Raw genomic sequence first — 18335 nt, 5'->3', positions numbered from 1 at the left:
TTAGTCAATTAATTTTATATAAGCACTTATTCATTAATTTCAAATATTGAATATAATCTATTATTACGATTCGTTATATTGCTCTTTATTATAGTAGTACAAAAATTTCTAGTCGTATAAGAAAATCTTCAATAGACCTGAATTTTCAAATAATGGTTTCGTATTTGCGGTGTCCTTAAACTGAAAGTACAAATTATTCTCATTTGCCTTAGTAGTCAGTATTTATCTCATAAATCTTTGTTGGATATCCCCACTTATCTATATCTAGTCCTATTTCTTTAAAACCAAATTTTTCATAGAGCTGAATATGATCCGTAGAAAGATATAATTTCTCATAGCCTAACTTTTTAGCATAATTTCTTGCATTTTCAATAAGTAGTCCACTCAATCTATTTCCTCTATATTCCTCATCGATAAATAGAGTAGATATCCATGGTGTCAAGCTTTGATTATTAATTGACTCATACTTAATAAACTGACAAAACCCTATTATTTTTGTTTTACGCATAAGAATAAAAGTCTGTTGAACACCATCTATCGAATCCAATCCGATCTCTAACTGTTCTTTAAAGAAAGGAAAAACTCTCCATCCCGATGTTTTTACATAATCTAATAATCTCTGTTTTAATTTTTGATTTTCATTTACTGAAATAATTTTATAATCTCTATTCATTTAATCCTCACCTAATATAAATTATTCTTGCTTCTTATCAAATAAAATTCCAAAGAATAACCTAGATATCGGTATTTCTTATAACGCCTTAGTATGACAAATGTTTAAAAAAATCTAGATGATAATCTTACTTTTCCAAACCTGTGTGGCTCTCCCCTATAGAAACGACCCTTCAGCATAAATACAATGATTTGTTAAGACCATCTGAATAATTTATTAATTATCCATTTCTTCGATAAATTTTTGTGCCTATACACATTGATAGTAAAGATACTATTCTACTCTGATCTTAGTTCCATCCAATAGAAAGTTGCATTTCCATGCTCAAATTTATCAATAATCTTATATCCTATATTTTTATAGCTCTTTACTGCACGTTGGTTTGTACTCAGTACATCAAATTTTATTTTTACTATTCCATTATCGAAGCACCAATTAGAAATACCTTTTAATATTTTAGTACCGTTTCCATTATTACACCATTGTGGATGCAATCTAATACTCATATTATTTACACTCATTTTTTTCCAATCAATTTCGAGTAAAGAGAATTTTCCAATCATCTCTTCTTTATATTCAACTACTAAGCTTAAAGTATTATTATTTTGACAATAACTCTCCCACCTTTTATCTCTTTCTGTGAGAGGTTTGTTCTTTAAAGATGTATTAAACATTTCATATGGTGGTGGATAATCTGGCCAACTAACATATAGGTCAATATCTTGACGATTTAATTCTCTAATAGTAAAAATATCTACATTAAATGGTAAGCTTGTTAAAATTTTTTTCTTATATTCTTCTAAGCTATTATATGGTTCTTGTTTAGTCATATTTATGCCTCCATTAATTTACTCATGCAACCCCGTATCTAGTGTCTCCCATGCCTGATTAGATGAAGTTTTCCTTATATTCTCGAAGTTTCTTTATACTATCTTTTTCATAATAAATCTTTTGTCATTCTATCCAGTTCTTATTTTTACTCATATTCCAAGTTTATGAATAATTACTTATTCCATAAACTTCTCCAGATTCCTTCCTTTTCTAAAGAACATTTCCAAAAAATTCTGTCCCCAATCTAAACTACACCTCATATATAAATTAGTGAAATTTTTTAAAAATATGTTGACATTACTATACTAAAGTATTATTATAATACCTAACATAAAAAATGCTCTGATGGAGAGAAAGATATCGAAGCTTATTTACAGAGAGTTGGGAAAGGTGAAAGCCAACATTAAGAAGATATGTAATATTCACTCCTAAGCAGATTCGTTCAACGATTAATCAAGTAGACGAATCCGAAAGCCCATCGTTATAGGGGATAGGACTGTTGGGTCTGATTGAGTGATGACTTTTTTGTCATAATTAGGGTGGTACCACGGATATAATCTTTCGTCCCTATAAGCATAGCTAAAAAGCTGTGTTTATAGGAGCGAAAGATTTTTTTATTACCTAAAATTAAATTAGTACAATATTAAAAGGAGGATAATTAAATGAAAAAAAGCAAAGTTAGCAGTCTAATAGCAATGCTAATAGTAGGTATAATGATTTTATCAGGATGTAGTTCAAAGGAAAGTCAAGCAAATAATACATCAGATGAAAAAATATATAGAATTGGAATTAGTCAATTAACAGAACATCCAGCGTTGGATGATGCAAGAAAAGGGTTTGAAGATGGACTAAAAGAACTTGGTGTTAATGCGGAAATAGATTATCAAAATGCTCAAGGAGATATTTCAAATACAGTTAGTATAGCTCAAAAATTTGTAAAGGATAAAGTTGATTTAATATATGCCATAGCAACACCAGCGGCACAATCTGCTAAGCAAGCTACAAAAGATACTCCAATACTATTTAGTGCAGTAACTGATCCAGTAAAATCAGAAATAGTCGCAGATTGGAAAAATGTTGGTGGAAATATAACGGGAACATCTGATATGGCACCTACAGCTTCTCAATTAAAGATGTTTAAAGAAATTGACCCTAGCATAAAAACTATAGGAATATTATATAACACATCTGAAGCTAATTCTGAAATTCAAATAGAAGAAGTAAAAAAACTAGCACCTGCCGAGGGGCTTGAAGTAATAACAGTTGGCATAAGTAATGTAAATGAACTTCCTCAAGCAATAGATTCACTATTAAATAAAGTTGATGCAGTTTATAACCTTAGCGATAATTTAATAGCTTCTTCTGTAGAATTAGTATCTAAGAAACTTATAGAAAATAAAATGATATCTGTTTCAGCTGAGGAAACACAAGTAAAAGGTGGACTTTTAGTAACAAATGGACTTAGCTACTATGAATTGGGAAAGCAAACAGCATCTATGGCAAAGGAAATACTTGTAGACAAAAAAGAGGTTTCAAATATCCCTGTTGAAGTAGCTGAAAAAACTGTAACAACAGTAAATATAAAAACCCTAGAAGCATTAGGTTTAGATAGAAATATGCCATTATTCAAAGATGCTGTTAAGACTGGAGAATAAAATCAAAATAAGAAATCAAAAATAGGAGGGTTGAAAAATGAATTCATTAATAATAACATCCTTAGAACAAGGACTTATATTTGCAGTTTTGGCTATGGGAGTATTTTTAACTTATAAAGTATTGGATATAGCAGATCTTTCAGTAGAAGGAACTTTCCCACTTGGAGCTTTTGTATTCGCTAAGTTTATTTCAATAGGAGTTAATCCTATAATTAGTACATTAATGGCTTTTGTCTCTGGTACCTTAGCAGGGTTATTTACTGCAACCCTCTTTACAAAGTTAAGAATAAAGCCTCTTCTATCTGGAATATTGACCATGACTATATTATATTCCGTTAATCTTAGAATAAATGGAAAAGCTAATATACCACTATTTAGTTATGGTTCAATCTTTGATTTAGGTTCTTCTCTAGTAATATTATCAATTATTGTATTGCTGATAAAAATATTACTTGACCAATTTTTAAAAACAGAAGCAGGATATCTATTAATAGCAACTGGAGATAATGAATCTTTAGTAAAATCTCTTGGAGAAAATAGCAATAAATATAAGATAATAGGACTTATGTTAGCTAATGGTCTAGTTGCTTTAAGTGGAGCAATGATGGCTCAGATACAAGGTTTTGCAGATATAACAATGGGTAGCTCTATTATAGTAGTTGCTCTTGCTTCAATCATAATTGGAGATACTATAAAGAAGAATTCAAATAGAATCAAAAATACAACAAGAGCAATATTGGGAGCAATAATCTATAAAATTATTGGTGGCATTGCCATAGACTTAGGCTTATCCCCTAACGACCTTAGAGCAATAAATGCAATAATCGTAATAGTATTTCTATCCTATAATAATTTTGCAGTTGATCTATTAAATATTAGTATAAAAAAGAGGAGGGGAAAACATGTTAAGAATCGAGAACCTATCAAAGAGTTTTAATATAGGAACAGATAATGAAATAAGTATTTTTAATAATTTTAATTTAGAAATAGAAGAAAATAAATGTACAGCAATAATTGGTTCTAATGGATGTGGGAAATCTACTCTCCTCAATGTAATAGGTGGAAGTATTCCAATAGATCAGGGACAAATATTAATAAAGGGAAAAGATGTATCAAAGCTAAGAGAAGAACAAAGAGCAATTCATATAGGAAGAGTATATCAGAATCCGTCTATGGGTGTATCACCTTCTCTCACCATACTAGAAAACATGTCCTTAGCAGATAAAAAAGGGCAAAAATTCACTTTGAAAAAGCTAATAAAGAAAGGTAATGTAGATAAATATGTGAAGTTATTAAAGGATTTAGACTTAGGACTTGAAAACAAGTTAGATACTAAGGTAAAGTTTCTATCAGGTGGTCAGAGACAATCACTCTCATTGTTAATGGCTACTATGAAACTTCCAGATTTATTGCTACTTGATGAACATACAGCAGCATTAGATCCAAAGACATCCAATGTAATAATGAAGAAAACAAAGGAACTAATAGAGAAATACTCCATTACAACAATAATGATTTCACATAATATGAGAGATGCAATTGAATATTCAGATAGGATCATAATGCTAGATAAAGGACAAATAGTGTTAGATAAGCCAAGTATCAATGTAACTGAAAAAGAATTAATTGAAATATATAGGGCAAAACTTGATCAGATAGTGGCTTAGATGAACAATTGAGTGAAGGGAAAATTAATTAATTTTCCCTTCCGCTCACATCACTGTACGTGCGGTTCCGTTCTACGCTTTTAAAAGCTATTAACATACTATTCCCAGAAACGTCCTTTCCATGAGATTATCTGAAAATACACTGAATATCTCTTCTCTAGATTTCGATGAGGTGGTATAGCACATTTATTTTAATGTATTATTAAGTACCATATATATTTAATTCATATTATAAAATTTTGTTTCTTTTATAGAGAACTTATAACCTAAATTTACTATAAAGTTGTAGATTATGTTTGTTTTCGAAACTAATAATCTTTTTATGATTGATTTCATAGAATAAAATTCTTTTCTAAACCACATATATCCATTAAACAATTCTTCAGGTGTCATATTTTTAGGTTTAAATGCTACTCTTGTTTTTCCATTAAAATATATCCAATCCGTTGAAATTAATCTATTTTCTTTCTTTAATTGTTCATATAAAGGTGTTTTAGGCAGTGGAGTTAATATACTTACGGTAACTCCATCAATGCCTAAACTATTACACTCTTCAAGTGTTTTTCTAAACACAGTTTTCGTGTCAGTATCAAAACCAAATATTATACCTGCTTGCATAGAAATTCCATTCTTATGAATTAATTGTATTATCCTCTTATATCTATCTACATTATTAATTCTTTTATTGACACTTGCCAAGCTCATTTCAGAAAATGATTCTAGACCAACAAAAAAATAGATACAGCCAGACTCTCTAGATAATCTTAAAAGTTCTTCATCTTCACATCTTTCCAATGTAACTTGAGCTGCCCATTTTTTATTAAGCTTAGCTAATTCCTTCATTAATCTTTTTGCATATTCTATATCTCCAAAAAAATTATCGTCCCAAAAAACAAAATACCTCCTATTCATACTTCTTATATCATCAATAACTTCTTCAATGGGGCGAGTTCTGAAGGAATTAAAATAAATTTGTTTTAAGTTACAATAACTACAGTTATAAGGACATCCCCTTGTAGCAAAAACTGCTCCTTTCGTTAGATATCTACCTTTAATAAGATCTCTTCTTGGTATAGGAAGCCCTTTCAACGACGTTATACATTCAGTTTTATATAATTTTTTTGCTTTATTATCATAAAAATCTTCTAAAAACCGAGGCCATGTATCTTCAGCTTCTCCGATTATAATATAATCACAGTAATTTATTGCTTCATCAGACATTAATGTTGCATGAGGACCACCAAAAACAACTTTACACCCCTTACTTCTAAATTTAGATGCAATTTTATAACAATGTGAAGCATTAGAAGTATTTACGGTTATAGCTATTAAATCGAAATCATCGTTAAAAGGTATCTTCTGATTATATTCATCAATAATGGATATATTATATTTCGATTCATCTATAAACCCTGCTAAATAAGGCATAGTAATTTGAACAAAGTTGTTAACTTGTTTTTTTCTAAATTTATTAATTTCCTTATTTTCTGGTGTAATTAATAATATTGTTTTTTTCATGGTCTTCTCCTCTCACTGCAAGTCATTAAGCTTCTATTAGATAAAGTCTTACTAACTTTGAGTTTTAGAACTATTGTTTCTTTACCCAATTTTTCTTTAATAATGAAAACATTATTAAGTCTTGATAAACATTTCTAAAAAATGCATACTCTTCTAATACTCCTTCTTTTTTAAACCCTTGATTTATCAGACTTTTTATTGAAGCTTTATTCTCAGGGTATACTACTGCTTCAATCCTATTTAAATTCATAACTTCATAACCATAGCCTATTATTGCTCCTAAAGCTTCTTTGATGTATCCTTTTCCCCATGAGTCCATAGATAGTTCATAGCCTATCTCTGCTCTTGAATGCTTCCTATTCCAATTATGATAACCACAGGTTCCTATGATCCTATTCTCTTCTTTAAGTAAAATTCCCCATCTTATTCCTTTATTGTTTTCAAAATTCTCATCAAATATTGTAATTAAGTTTTTAGCTTCTTCAATAGACTTCATTGGAAATTGACCATAATATTTCATAACTTCTTCACTAGAAAATATATTTAAAATAGATGCTGCATCTTTAACTTTAATTTCTTTTAATATTAATCTATCCGTTTCTATTTTAGGAAAATTCAAATTATTATTGCCTATCATTTATAAAGCTCCTTTAAATTTTTTTGTTTTAAGATTTTACTATAAATTATAGATGAGATATTTAATACCTGTTGCTGTAAAAAGTTTTACCTAACATCTCATATCTCCGACGTTCCTGAGCTGAACCCTAAAAACCCAGATTGATGGAGCTTCGCTTCCTCTGAAAAGATGTGTTGCACAATGCCTTAAGCATATGCCCTAGTGCACCACCATACAAGCATTGTATTATAAGAAGTAGCGATGTCTTTTCCTTTATAATCTTTCACATAATATGAACTATACGATATAGCTTTGTAATCAATTTTTCAAAAATAATGCTTATTTGATATATAACATAACTTACTCTTGTTTTTTCAATTTTATCGGAAACAATAATTCGTCAAGTTAATGTTCATCACTCTCTGCCCAGTTAATGTTCCAATGGTAAGCGTAATTAAGGTATTCCTTAAGCAATCCTCTCATACATTCGCTACCATCATCAGCATAATTCGCTTCATATCGGTGTAAAATGACATTTTCATAAGTATATTCATCTTTCTTCGAACTCGTTAAAAACCCTATTTGTTCACAGGTCGATTCAAGTAAGGGCTGAAATTTTTATTTATAGAAATCTTGCCATTAAAAATAGAATAATACTTTTAAACATAGGATACGAGAGAATCTATATAACGAAAAGGTAGAAGTTTATATTCTGATTAATAAGATAATGTTTATAATGAACAATGTTTATTTACTATTTCTAAAAGACGTTCGGCTTTTTCTGTTGATACATTTTCAGACAGCCTTGCTCCAGCAATTATTGGTGCCCATAAAAACACCTCATCTTTTGATAAGCCGCTTTTTTCACAGTAAAGGCATAAATACAAATCCGCTAATTCCATTGAAATTTGGGAATAGAGCAGATAACTACGATATACATCAGCTCGAATATCGCCGACACTTGAATCAACCCAATCTATGATGGTCATATTATCATTTGTCATTATTAAATTAAATATATGATAATCTCCATGACAGAGTTTTTTCTCACTTGGCATTGTATTCAATCTTTGAAGTAAAATAGCTTTTCGTTCATCTCCAAGTATATCCGCAGACTGTATTTGTCGACTCAATTTTTCAGACATAGGTTCAATAGAATCTGCATCGATTGCATGTATTTTTCGCTGTATATCAACAGCAATACTCATATAATATTCTGCCTGCTCCATGTCCTTAAAGATGATATCTCCTATTGTTCTTCCTTCGATATATTCCATGATGATAGCTTGCTTTCCATCTATTTCTATCACATCAAAGACCTTTGGAACGGGTAACCCGCATGAATACGCATATTTTTGTTTAGTTGCTTCATATAAAGCTTCTGTGCTTGGCAAATAATCATTAAATACCTTGATAATTTTGCCCTCATGTAAATATATACTTGCAGTATTTCCTTTTGCAATTTGAGTAGTTAAATTCATTCAATATCACCTCGCATAATATAAATCAAGCATTGATTTAGTACTAAGCCTTTTTTATGTAGTTAATAAATTTACTATTTTATTCTAATTTTAGCATGAATATATGCTAAGTACAATTTTTTAATCCTAACACAATATCAACTCCAATTTATTATAATATAAAAGTATTCTTACGAAAATTCTAAAAATATTTGAAAGATAACAACGGAAAACTCAATAAAACTCTTATAGAAAATATAAGCTATCCTTGCTCCACTATATTTTATAATTGAGTAGCATCAGAATTTTTATCATACAAGATTCTAAAGAACAACTCATATATTGCCATTTCTTATAACATTCTGAGACTTAGCAATGTCGACCTTTCCCTAGATAACTACTTCCGATGTTGCTAAGTCTCTATTATACGAAGGTAGGCACTTAATAGAGTCAGATATAACTCTCAAATATTCCTCCACAATAAAGATTTTACATAATATAAACAATACGAGCAATTATAAAGGACTTCGAAATATATAATTTATGAAATAATAATAAAAGCTATATTATTAGAAAAAGGGATAAAAAACTTCTTACACCATCTGTTAAAAGCATCATTAAACCAATCCCATCTAGCAGCATTTTCTATGTGTGTAGATATATATAAGATTATTTGAAATACGAAAAACGTTTCTATGTATTTTGCATTTATATCTTCATCAATAATACTTTTATAACCATTAATTATGGAACTTTGTTGTTCATGTTTATCAAAGTGACTAAACAACGAACCTAAATCCATATAATAATAGCTATTACCACACAAACAAAAGTCAATAGGCGTTATTTGTCCATTGTTTACTATTAAATTTGATTTTGAAAGATCAGAATGTACTATGCCTTTTGAATTTTTTTGTAAATCCAACTCATTCATACGATTAATAATTTCATTAACAGTATTTTCTACTATTTTAAACTGCTCGTTGGAAAGAACATTCAATTCTATTCCTGTTTTAATCTTTGAAATTACTCTTATTAATAAGCTTTTATCGTAAGAATACCTATGTAGCCTCTTACTTTTAGACCAAGATTTTGAGAATCTATGAAATTTACCGACCATTTCACCAATTTTATATAAAATATCATCAGTTAGCTCTATTTCTTCAACAGTATTTCCATTTATCCATGTTAGAAGTGTTACTGGAGTTCCATCACTTAATACTGTTACGAATTCACTATTATTATTTCTGATAGGAGTTTGAACTAATATTTCAGTACTCTCACTAATAGCTTTTAAAATATTCATTTCACTTATCAATAAATCAACAGAATGTTTTTTATCTCCGAAAATATCCAACGAAAAGTCAGTGTTTGGTTTGTGTCTTCTCATGACATACTGATTATTTGATACTGTATCTTTCAGCTTATATGTCTCATTTTCATTATGTCGTATAAATTCAATTTGAGGGTCTAGAATTTTATAATTATTCAAAGCTTCTTCTAATAAAGTATTCATTTCTTCCCATCTCCTTTGGAAATATAGATTGGTATGTTAATAATGCACGTCTTGAATGAATATGCTTTAGTCTTTTTAATACCATTGCTTGTCCATCTCCACTAATAGTATCCTTAATGTATCCATAATTCATAGGAACATTCATGCTATATATTCTTAGAAGTTACCAAGGAGATCAGCCTCTGTCAATCCATAAAAGCAAAATATAATTAATTCTTATTTATTAATCTATTATAAGCGTCTAATATCTCAATCATTTTCTCATTACTTCCTCCACAATCAGGATGATATTTTTTTGCTAACTCTCTAAACTTCTTCTTTATATCATCACTGGAAGCTCCAGGGGCTAACCCAAAATAATCTAAAACCCTAGGATCTTGAATTTCATCAAAATCTAACCCCATATCTTTGTACTTACGAAAATATACACTGCAAAAATACTCCTCAAAAACTTCCTTCAGTTCCTGTTTATCAAAATCAATCAATTTACAGATAGGATACTTAACTTTCAAATCATTAATTGATTTTGTAGAAAAATATTCATCCCACACATACTTTTTAGAAATCGTATCTGAAACGTGCTCAAAACGAATTTTATCTTCCACTTTTTTCAATTGTCTCAGCTTATGTTTTAGCTTACCAACATCCATTCCAATCACGTCCTTATCTCTGAACTCTCAAACGCTTAAATTCTATCAAAGACAGCATGCCAGCTCATTGAATTTAGTATAATGGTCCACACTCATCCAACAAATATTTTTATTACGAATTTCCTATAAAAATAATAAGAATCCTTTGGTGTTGTCCTATACCTTTAATTCTCGGTGCTTTAAAATAAACTCTTCAATAATTCCTTTAATTGGTGAACTTAAATTTGATGGTATATTATTTAGTGGAAAGAACTTTGCATCTCTTCCTTCTGTTAAGTCAACCATAATTTCACCAGAATAGTCTTTACATATATATGTAGCGGTTATATTGTATACTTCATTTCCATCTGGATATTTATAATATAGTTCTTTCCCTGAATAAATATTAAATAGTTTAAGTTTCCCACAAGTTATTCCTATTTCCTCAAATACTTCTCGACCTGCAGTCTGCTCAAGACTTTCACTAAGTTCCATAGCACCGCCTGGTAATCCCCACCAATCTCTATCTACACGATGATGTAGTAATATTTCTTCCTTCTCATTTAATAAAATGACATTTGCTCCACACATAATTATTGGTCTAGTACCTATTAACTTTCTTAAATCCCCTATATAATCCGCCATAGCAATCCCCCCTCTTTATTTATAAATTCCCCTTCTAGTAAAAAAACAGATACAAAACTTCAATTATTAAAATTAATGTATCAAAATATCAATCATGAGAACTATGGATTAAGTTCTAATTCCTTAAATAACATATTTAATCTATCTTTTTCATTCTCATTAATATCAAGATTTGTATTATATAAATAATGTTGAAGTACATCAGCATCTTTAAGTATTTCACTATAAGCATTATCTATATCTTGTTTATTACTATGGCTGAATATTGAATTACAAATAATATCAATTTCTTCTTCGCTGAAACAGTTAATCTCATTTAAAATTTTTCTCGCTTCAATAGAACCTAATTTTGCATGATCCACACTACATCCAGTTTTATAACTCCAAATATCATGGAGCATCCCTGCAATTGCACATAATTCAACATCTAAGCCACGTTTCAATGCAAGTAAGCTACAAATATCAGATACACCATATAAGTGAACATACCCACAACGTCTTTCTTCTAAATCAGATTGATCCATTAAAATCTTATCAACAATATGTCGAACAATTTCTAATCTATTCATAAATTCCTCCTTTTAATTATCATTTTATCAACAATTCCAAAAAAACATCAACTTTGGGTATAAATTTATCCTCTTCTCTTCATCTCTATACAGATAAGTTTTCATTATCTTACTCATTTTAATCTGATAGTTCGAAATACATAGTCATAGTGAGCTACCGTTAAAACAAGCCATGGTTAACTTGTAAGATATTTAATTATTTCATATTAGCAGATAATCTTAATGTATTATCATATATTACTACTTATTCCTATTCAGTTTGTAACATTGCTTTATTAAGCTAATAATATATTCTAAATTTTCATCGTCACTAATTTAAATTTCATAATCTCCATTTCCCCAATGTCCCGTAGTTGACACATCTCTAGTAACATTTTTAGAGTCATCTAATTCACCTTTTTTTAAATTTATCCACATTTTAATGGCCTTTTTTTGAAGACATACGTCAACTATATTTCTCCTAGCAACAAATGATATATATCTTTTAACAGGCTTTATTTCAATATCCTGTGAAATATTAAGTATTGCATATTTAAATTTTTCATATAATTCTTTTATATCTTCTGTCATATTATCTAAATGTTCTTCTTCTGTATATACCTTGATTTCTTTGTTCACATTTTCAATTTCTTCAATTCCCTTAGAAATCGTCTTTATTGATTCTTTAGCCCCAGAGGTAGTAACAAAATTAAAATTTACATAATCATTAGCGTATTTTTTTATCTCCCATAACTCAATAGGTAAATCTTTAAAGTTAGTAGCTTGTCTTTGATAAGTTGTAAAAGATGGTGATACAAATATTACTTTAGACTGTGACCAATCAACAGTATCTCTTTTCAATATACATTTACCTTTTTCGTTATATTCTAAAATGAAATCTGATTTATTATTTAACATTACTGATAAATATGCATATCCTTGATCTATAACACTAAAATTTTTCTCTTTTTTATACTCTATGATAACAAAAGATTTTGAACTTTCATCATACGCTAATGTATCAATTCTAAAGTTACCTATTGAAAACTCAGAAGATATAAACTTTAAACCGAAAATCTCTTCTAAATTCTTCTCACATAAATTCTGAATATCTTTCTCTAACTTAAATGATTCTTCTTCAATATAAGTTAATTTACCTTGATTTAATTTATATAAAGCCATCTAATATCCTCCATTTCTGTAATTAACTTTGACGAAATATATACATATAACTAGATCATACTTTTAATCTCCTCAATACAATACTCCAAATTTTATTTGCAATTAATGGCTGGATAAAAAACATAACTAATATTATCATTCCGAAAATAATATATTCTTCCAATTTTATTATTCTATCATGAGAAATATCTTCCATTAAACAAACTTTTTTTATTAGGCCAGGTTTTTTCTTTGAAAGAATAGTGAAGAGCATAAAACCAAGTGCTGTACCTAAAGTGTTCATAATCAGATCATCTATGTCTGTTGTACGATAACAAAACAGTTGTGAAATCTCTATCAACAATGAAAAAACAAATCCAGCAAATATCGTTCTCTTAGATGTTTGATACTTAGACCACAACATTGGAAGCAAAAAACCGAAGGGAGCAAATAAAATTAAGTTCAGCAAATACTGAATAAAGTTTCCTATAATATTATGAAAAGGTACGTAACTAATTGTCACATCCACATGTATTGAATCAAAAGAGGGTACTCCAGTGGCTACTAATATAGCAACTACAAAAAAGGTATATATATAAGTTCCGAGCTTATGCCCAACAGTAACTTTATTTTTTTCAAACAATAGTTGAAATAAAGCTAACATAAAAAATACAATCAAAATACCCGAAAAGGTTCCTATTAATATAGCTAAAATTCTAAACATACAGTCTCTCTCCTTGTCACTGTATTCTTCAATAAATATTATGCAAAACAACTGTCATCGCTTTTAACACGTTAATTCTAATTTCCTAATAACAGTCCCATATCTTTATTAAATATATTAAAATTATATAGATTAATGCGTTGTGCTAGTTAATGTAATTGAAAATAGTTATAAATAGAAAAACCCCAACATATTATGTTAACGTTCTCATTATATTTATTTTTCAAATCAGAACTCGGTCTTATTAATAGCACCTAATACACCTCTAATTAATATTAATACGATTTGTAGCCACAAAGCGCTATAAAATTAAATTTAAATGTTGGATAATTCTATCAAAAACCCTCTTCTTTGATTTCAATATCTCTTTCTCTTTTTCTTCCTCCAAAAAGCTGGTTGCCTCTTCTATAGTTGGCGGATTACAAACTTTATAATTATCTTTTATATAAGTAGAAGACCATGAGTCAGTCATATATTCCAAGGCGTTAATAGCTATCATCCTATATTTTCCACCAAGCATAAGCCACTCTTTAATGTCTCCCCATGTTGGTTGAGAGCATGCAAATAAGTGATACCAATCATCTTTTGTTGTGGTATCTGATATATATCCCTTTATCCATTGGATTATCTTGTTATTCCTAAAATAACATAGATGCTTTCTAGCTTCATAATATTTTACTTTTTCTGCAAATAAACTTTCAACATAAGAAGTGACTATACTTAATCCTTCTTGCATCGGTAAGCATCTCGATGTAAGATAAGACCTAAACTCAGGTTTGATTTCTATAGTATCTTTCCACAGCAATCTGACCCAATCTTCAACAAATATCCCTAAAACCTCTCCAATAACTTGAATTAATATTTCTTTTTGACACTCATCTACTATTTTTAATCTTTCAAGGACTTTTTCCAGCACTAAATTTTTTTCATAGTGTTTTAAAGCTTTTAATTCTTCTTTACCAATTTTCCCATGAAACTCAACATATTTAATCAAACTATCCAAATCACTTCTTGCTACATCTATTGAAATGGAGGAAAAAGTATCAAACCAATTCCGCCATCTATTTGCTTTTGATCCATTCGAATTTATACCGTATTCGTCAACGAAAGGTTGCATCTGCCACATTTCACTTCCTACTCCATATAAGTCAGTGATCTTATTAAGGTAGGAAGTGAAAGATTCTGCGATATAAAAAACCCCTTCCCCCTCATGGCTCCAATATACTATATTTGGTTCTACTCCAGATCCCATATCAAAAGCTAAAATATCTCCATTACCAACATCGTAAAACTTTAATTTATGCTTTAAATCTAAATCCACACATTCATGAGATTCAATTTCTAATCCAAAAGGTGTCAAATCTTCAATCCAATCTAAGCTCCATCCTATTTCACCAGCGAATATTTCTTTAAATTCGTTTGGTAAATTTGCATTATCAGGTAGAAACCATCTAAATTCAACATGCTTTGAAAAGTGCAGTAATATTTCTTTAAATGATGAAGGTAAAGGAAATCCAAGGCTTTTTTCTTTATCCTCTATCTCTTGTTGAGTTGCGCAGGGCTCAATGATGAGCTCTCTAGCGTCTCCTCCAAAATCACTAACTTTTTTCAGTATTTCTCTCCATTTAGTAAGAATAACGCTATAATTGTACATTTTTATACTCCTTTTCATTTAGTTTCCGGGGAAGTAGAAATGCTTGAGATGATAAATGTTAGTTTTGCTTCACCTTACTCCAATCAAACACATAAAAGGCATTGTTAAAATCATAATTTTCGAAGTCCTCTGTATAAGTTCCATCAATCGTATAGTTATGTTCTTGAATATTAATTTTAACGTGTTCTGACATTATTGCACCATATGCTTGATAATGTATAATCTGATTGATAACATGTGATGACGGTTTAATGTCATCCTTCAAAACATTAATAACGCTGATATCTGGTCTGCCGAACTTTCTCATTCCTCTGGTATGCAACCAATAATTTTTATCATCTATCTGTGAACATAATATTACAACATGGTGAAAAGGATTAAATTCATCATTATTAAAGAAAATGCTCCCCCATTCACTATCGCTATACCAATTAAATGTTTGCAAATCAAGAACCGCAATCGCACCTTCTTCACACAAACATTGAATTATGCCTATAATATTCCTTATATAGCTAAGTGTAAAATCATCTTCTATTTCGCCCCTAATCACTAAGCAATGTTCAGCGCCAGAGACATTTTTATATAAATCTCCTGATTTTTCTTCTAAATACTTACCTAAATAATCTTGGTAGAATCCTTCAATATACTCTTTATGCTCATATTTAGAATATTTTTGTATCTCAAGCCCTTTAGGGATTTCTTCAACTCTGTGCTTTGAACGAGATATCTTCAGGTTGTCGTTCGTTACTCCAAACACTACAAAAAATACAAATGGATTATAGCTTTTCTTATAATATGGTCGTTCCCAGTTCACATTGCCCTCCTTTTAAAACCCTAGTAGTCATTTATTATAATACACGATTGTCCAGAAATTAAAATTTTCCCCTTTGGTTTTGCACCATTCCGGAAAGGATGTTTCACGTTGTTCTTTTTTGTATTCCTCCCATGTATCAATGAGTCTCTTGAAATAATTATACCTTTCGTGCAAACTATCTCTAATCTGTCCTGGCTCTAGCTTCTCAATAAGCTTACACGCACTTTCTAAAGAGATTCTAGCATCTTCAATCTCACCTATAAACCTTGTCTCAGATAAATGATGTGTTTGATAATCAACATTATTCAATGTCCCCTTAGCTAACTCAATGATTGAAATCTCATCTGTTGGACTAATTATAATGGCTTTTTCATAGAAATCCAAATCTCTACAGAGATAACCAAGCCAACGATAAGGATTTACATCACCAGTTTCCTTTTCAGCCCAGTCTTTGAGTATTACAATCAAGAACTGATGAAGTTGATGAGGTATAAGTTGATGGACATCTTTATTGAAATAACTTAAAGAAACAAGTTCTCTCGCAATTTCCCTCTGTTCTTCTATACTCTTACGTTTGGTTAATGATATAAAATCTTCAATAGCTATATGAGCTTGTTTTCTTAAACCCTTTTCTTTTAAAAAACAATAATTTGCAAAAGCTTCATAATCATTTTTAGCACTATATCTTTCAGCAATATCTTTTAGTCCTTTAAAATTATCTTGATTCCAATAATACATAGAATTACACTCCAATATACTTTTAAAGTCTTACTCTAGCAAGCCCCCCATACATCATAAAACTTATGTACTTGTGAACTGACTACTATGATAATCAATATCAAAATATCATAATTATAAAAACTTATATTATCAATAATAATACCATAATTTCACTTAACCTGCTACGTTCTATCAAACAATAAAGTAAGTACAAAAATAGACATGAAAGTAAATGAATCAAAGGATATCCATATGTTAAAAACATGGGTAAATGGAAAGAGTATTACTTTTAAAAAAGCAATTGATAAGGTTAGGAAAAAAGATAGAAATAAAAATATTAATTTTTCACAGATTATGAAAATGGCTTTAAATGAAGAAACTTTAAACAAAAATGTTAGTTATCAAATAAGAAATAATATAGCACATATCAGATTGTTGATATTACGGCGTTCTTTAATATGTGTTGGAGTCATTTCATGGTAAATATCATCAATAATAACAAGTACTACAGTAATAAAGTCTTTTAAATCTTCAATCTTATTGATAGAATATTTATTAAGCTCTAGCATATGTTTTCCTCCTATCGTAATTATTTGGCGTTTTTATTGATAGGTTAACATAATGACTAGAGTTTTTCTATTTATAATTTTTAACTAGCACAACGAGTTAACTTATCTTTCGATACTTAATCATTCTTTACTCTAAGATATAACATTATTTTGGCTTAAAGATATTTCTATGCCTACCTTCTTTATTATTTATCTTACAATCTTTTACTATTTTTTATCATCTATCAATTTTTTCACTCTAAGTATATTTCCAAATATGAAGTTATTTTACCATCTGGATGACACTCTTCAAGCACTCCAAATTCTGGATCATAAAATTTACCTTTAAAATATAGAACCCAATGACTATAGTTTGGCATATGAACTGTTAAAATACATGTTTCTGAATAATTTGGATTTTTCTTAGAAATTCTCTTATTGCGTTCAGAATGTCTTATTTCATAGTAATCTAAAGCCTCAATTAGTTGTCCAATAGTTGTTGATCCTTTAGTATGCATAACCTTTATCACTTCTTCAATATTTACTCCTGCAAGCATAGCAATACATGCTTGTCCACAGGCTTTACTATTAGGTTGCTGCATATAATTTATTGATTCAATTTTTCTATATTTCTTTACTTCATTAACTTTTTGTTTGTTATCTTCATTTTTATTATTATCAGCTAACTCCATAGTTACATTCAAGGTGTCTCCAACACTTGCCCTTGCCTTCTGTATTATTTTTTTGTTTATCGGAAATAAATAAATGCCATTTCCTCTTGGAATAAGGGCACATTCATAGGGTACGTTATTTATACTTCCCTTAACCTTCATTGCACCTTTTTTATTAAATAAGTCCCATACATTGAAAGGTAATTCAATAAAAACTCTACTATTTTTATCATAATCCGGCATTATTATATTAAATGAGTGTTTCATCTTTGTCCTCCTAAAATT

The 18335-nt window shown here is 29.5% G+C and carries 19 protein-coding genes, 1 pseudogene and 1 other annotated feature; of the genes and pseudogenes, 3 read left to right on the top strand and 17 right to left on the bottom strand.

The annotated features are described in order from the left end of the window. Positions 1-208 precede the first annotated feature (208 nt). Together KQI42_RS14240 and KQI42_RS14235 are read right to left on the bottom strand one after the other, a co-directional pair. The gene (locus KQI42_RS14240) at positions 209-673 is read right to left on the bottom strand and encodes a GNAT family N-acetyltransferase (RefSeq protein ID WP_216520880.1); all 465 of its coding nucleotides are present in this window, start codon (positions 671-673) and stop codon (positions 209-211) included. Between the two features lie 278 nt (positions 674-951). Beyond that, positions 952-1503, bottom strand: coding sequence for a GNAT family N-acetyltransferase (locus KQI42_RS14235; protein ID WP_216520879.1), 552 nt, complete (start codon positions 1501-1503; stop codon positions 952-954). A gap of 334 nt (positions 1504-1837) precedes the next feature. Then, positions 1838-2076: a binding site (T-box leader), on the top strand. 90 nt (positions 2077-2166) lie between these two features. Between KQI42_RS14235 and KQI42_RS14230 the strand changes: the two genes are divergently transcribed. Genes KQI42_RS14230 through KQI42_RS14220 form a run of 3 tightly spaced genes read left to right on the top strand, consistent with a single transcriptional unit; the run spans position 2167 to position 4826 of the window. Then, entirely contained in the window at positions 2167-3159 is a 993-nt protein-coding gene (locus tag KQI42_RS14230; RefSeq protein WP_216520878.1) for an ABC transporter substrate-binding protein, read from the top strand. 37 nt (positions 3160-3196) lie between these two features. Beyond that, a complete protein-coding gene (locus KQI42_RS14225; protein ID WP_216520877.1) occupies positions 3197-4096 on the top strand; it encodes an ABC transporter permease in 900 nt (299 codons plus the stop codon). Further along, positions 4062-4826, top strand: coding sequence for an ABC transporter ATP-binding protein (locus KQI42_RS14220; protein WP_216520876.1), 765 nt, complete (start codon positions 4062-4064; stop codon positions 4824-4826). The genes KQI42_RS14225 and KQI42_RS14220 overlap by 35 nt, the downstream gene beginning before the upstream one ends. A gap of 219 nt (positions 4827-5045) precedes the next feature. Here the strand turns inward: KQI42_RS14220 and KQI42_RS14215 are convergent, their stop codons facing one another. The 15 genes and pseudogenes from KQI42_RS14215 to KQI42_RS14145 form a co-directional block, all read right to left on the bottom strand. Continuing rightward, the gene (locus tag KQI42_RS14215) at positions 5046-6344 is read right to left on the bottom strand and encodes a B12-binding domain-containing radical SAM protein (RefSeq protein ID WP_216520875.1); all 1299 of its coding nucleotides are present in this window, start codon (positions 6342-6344) and stop codon (positions 5046-5048) included. A 70-nt stretch (positions 6345-6414) separates the two neighbouring features. Continuing rightward, complete coding sequence (locus KQI42_RS14210) at positions 6415-6981, bottom strand: GNAT family N-acetyltransferase (protein ID WP_216520874.1); 567 nt, start codon at positions 6979-6981, stop codon at positions 6415-6417. A gap of 710 nt (positions 6982-7691) precedes the next feature. Continuing rightward, complete coding sequence (locus tag KQI42_RS14205) at positions 7692-8441, bottom strand: phosphotransferase family protein (protein WP_216520873.1); 750 nt, start codon at positions 8439-8441, stop codon at positions 7692-7694. A gap of 520 nt (positions 8442-8961) precedes the next feature. Next, positions 8962-9936, bottom strand: a complete 975-nt coding sequence (locus KQI42_RS14200) for a phosphotransferase enzyme family protein (protein ID WP_216520872.1) — start codon at positions 9934-9936, stop codon at positions 8962-8964. Next, positions 9905-10069 carry a hypothetical protein gene (locus tag KQI42_RS14195; protein ID WP_216520871.1) on the bottom strand — a complete coding sequence of 55 codons (165 nt, stop codon included), beginning with the start codon at positions 10067-10069 and terminating at the stop codon, positions 9905-9907. Before KQI42_RS14195 ends, KQI42_RS14200 begins: the two co-directional genes overlap by 32 nt. A gap of 76 nt (positions 10070-10145) precedes the next feature. After that, a complete protein-coding gene (locus KQI42_RS21835) occupies positions 10146-10586 on the bottom strand; it encodes a J domain-containing protein (RefSeq protein ID WP_281420465.1) in 441 nt (146 codons plus the stop codon). A 156-nt stretch (positions 10587-10742) separates the two neighbouring features. Next, positions 10743-11210, bottom strand: coding sequence for an NUDIX hydrolase (locus KQI42_RS14185; RefSeq protein WP_216520870.1), 468 nt, complete (start codon positions 11208-11210; stop codon positions 10743-10745). Between the two features lie 101 nt (positions 11211-11311). Then, on the bottom strand, positions 11312-11779 hold the full coding sequence (locus tag KQI42_RS14180; protein WP_216520869.1) for an HD domain-containing protein: 468 nt from the start codon (positions 11777-11779) through the stop codon (positions 11312-11314). Between the two features lie 315 nt (positions 11780-12094). After that, positions 12095-12940, bottom strand: coding sequence for a DUF5655 domain-containing protein (locus tag KQI42_RS14175; protein WP_216520868.1), 846 nt, complete (start codon positions 12938-12940; stop codon positions 12095-12097). Between the two features lie 55 nt (positions 12941-12995). Continuing rightward, entirely contained in the window at positions 12996-13643 is a 648-nt protein-coding gene (locus tag KQI42_RS14170) for a VanZ family protein (RefSeq protein WP_216520867.1), read from the bottom strand. Positions 13644-13944: 301 nt separating this feature from the next. Then, a complete protein-coding gene (locus tag KQI42_RS14165; protein WP_216520866.1) occupies positions 13945-15297 on the bottom strand; it encodes an SMI1/KNR4 family protein in 1353 nt (450 codons plus the stop codon). A gap of 58 nt (positions 15298-15355) precedes the next feature. Then, a complete protein-coding gene (locus KQI42_RS14160) occupies positions 15356-16111 on the bottom strand; it encodes a hypothetical protein (protein WP_216520865.1) in 756 nt (251 codons plus the stop codon). Positions 16112-16138: 27 nt separating this feature from the next. Continuing rightward, positions 16139-16849, bottom strand: a complete 711-nt coding sequence (locus KQI42_RS14155; protein WP_216520864.1) for a hypothetical protein — start codon at positions 16847-16849, stop codon at positions 16139-16141. A 407-nt stretch (positions 16850-17256) separates the two neighbouring features. After that, positions 17257-17400, bottom strand: a pseudogene (locus tag KQI42_RS14150) (IS982 family transposase); the annotation flags it as partial. Positions 17401-17633: 233 nt separating this feature from the next. Next, complete coding sequence (locus KQI42_RS14145) at positions 17634-18317, bottom strand: DUF1905 domain-containing protein (RefSeq protein WP_216520862.1); 684 nt, start codon at positions 18315-18317, stop codon at positions 17634-17636. Positions 18318-18335: the final 18 nt, after the last annotated feature.

This window comes from Tissierella simiarum (assembly GCF_018917865.1).
GTDB lineage: Bacteria > Bacillota > Clostridia > Tissierellales > Tissierellaceae > Tissierella_C > Tissierella_C simiarum.
This window is presented reverse-complemented; position numbering and strand designations above follow the sequence as displayed.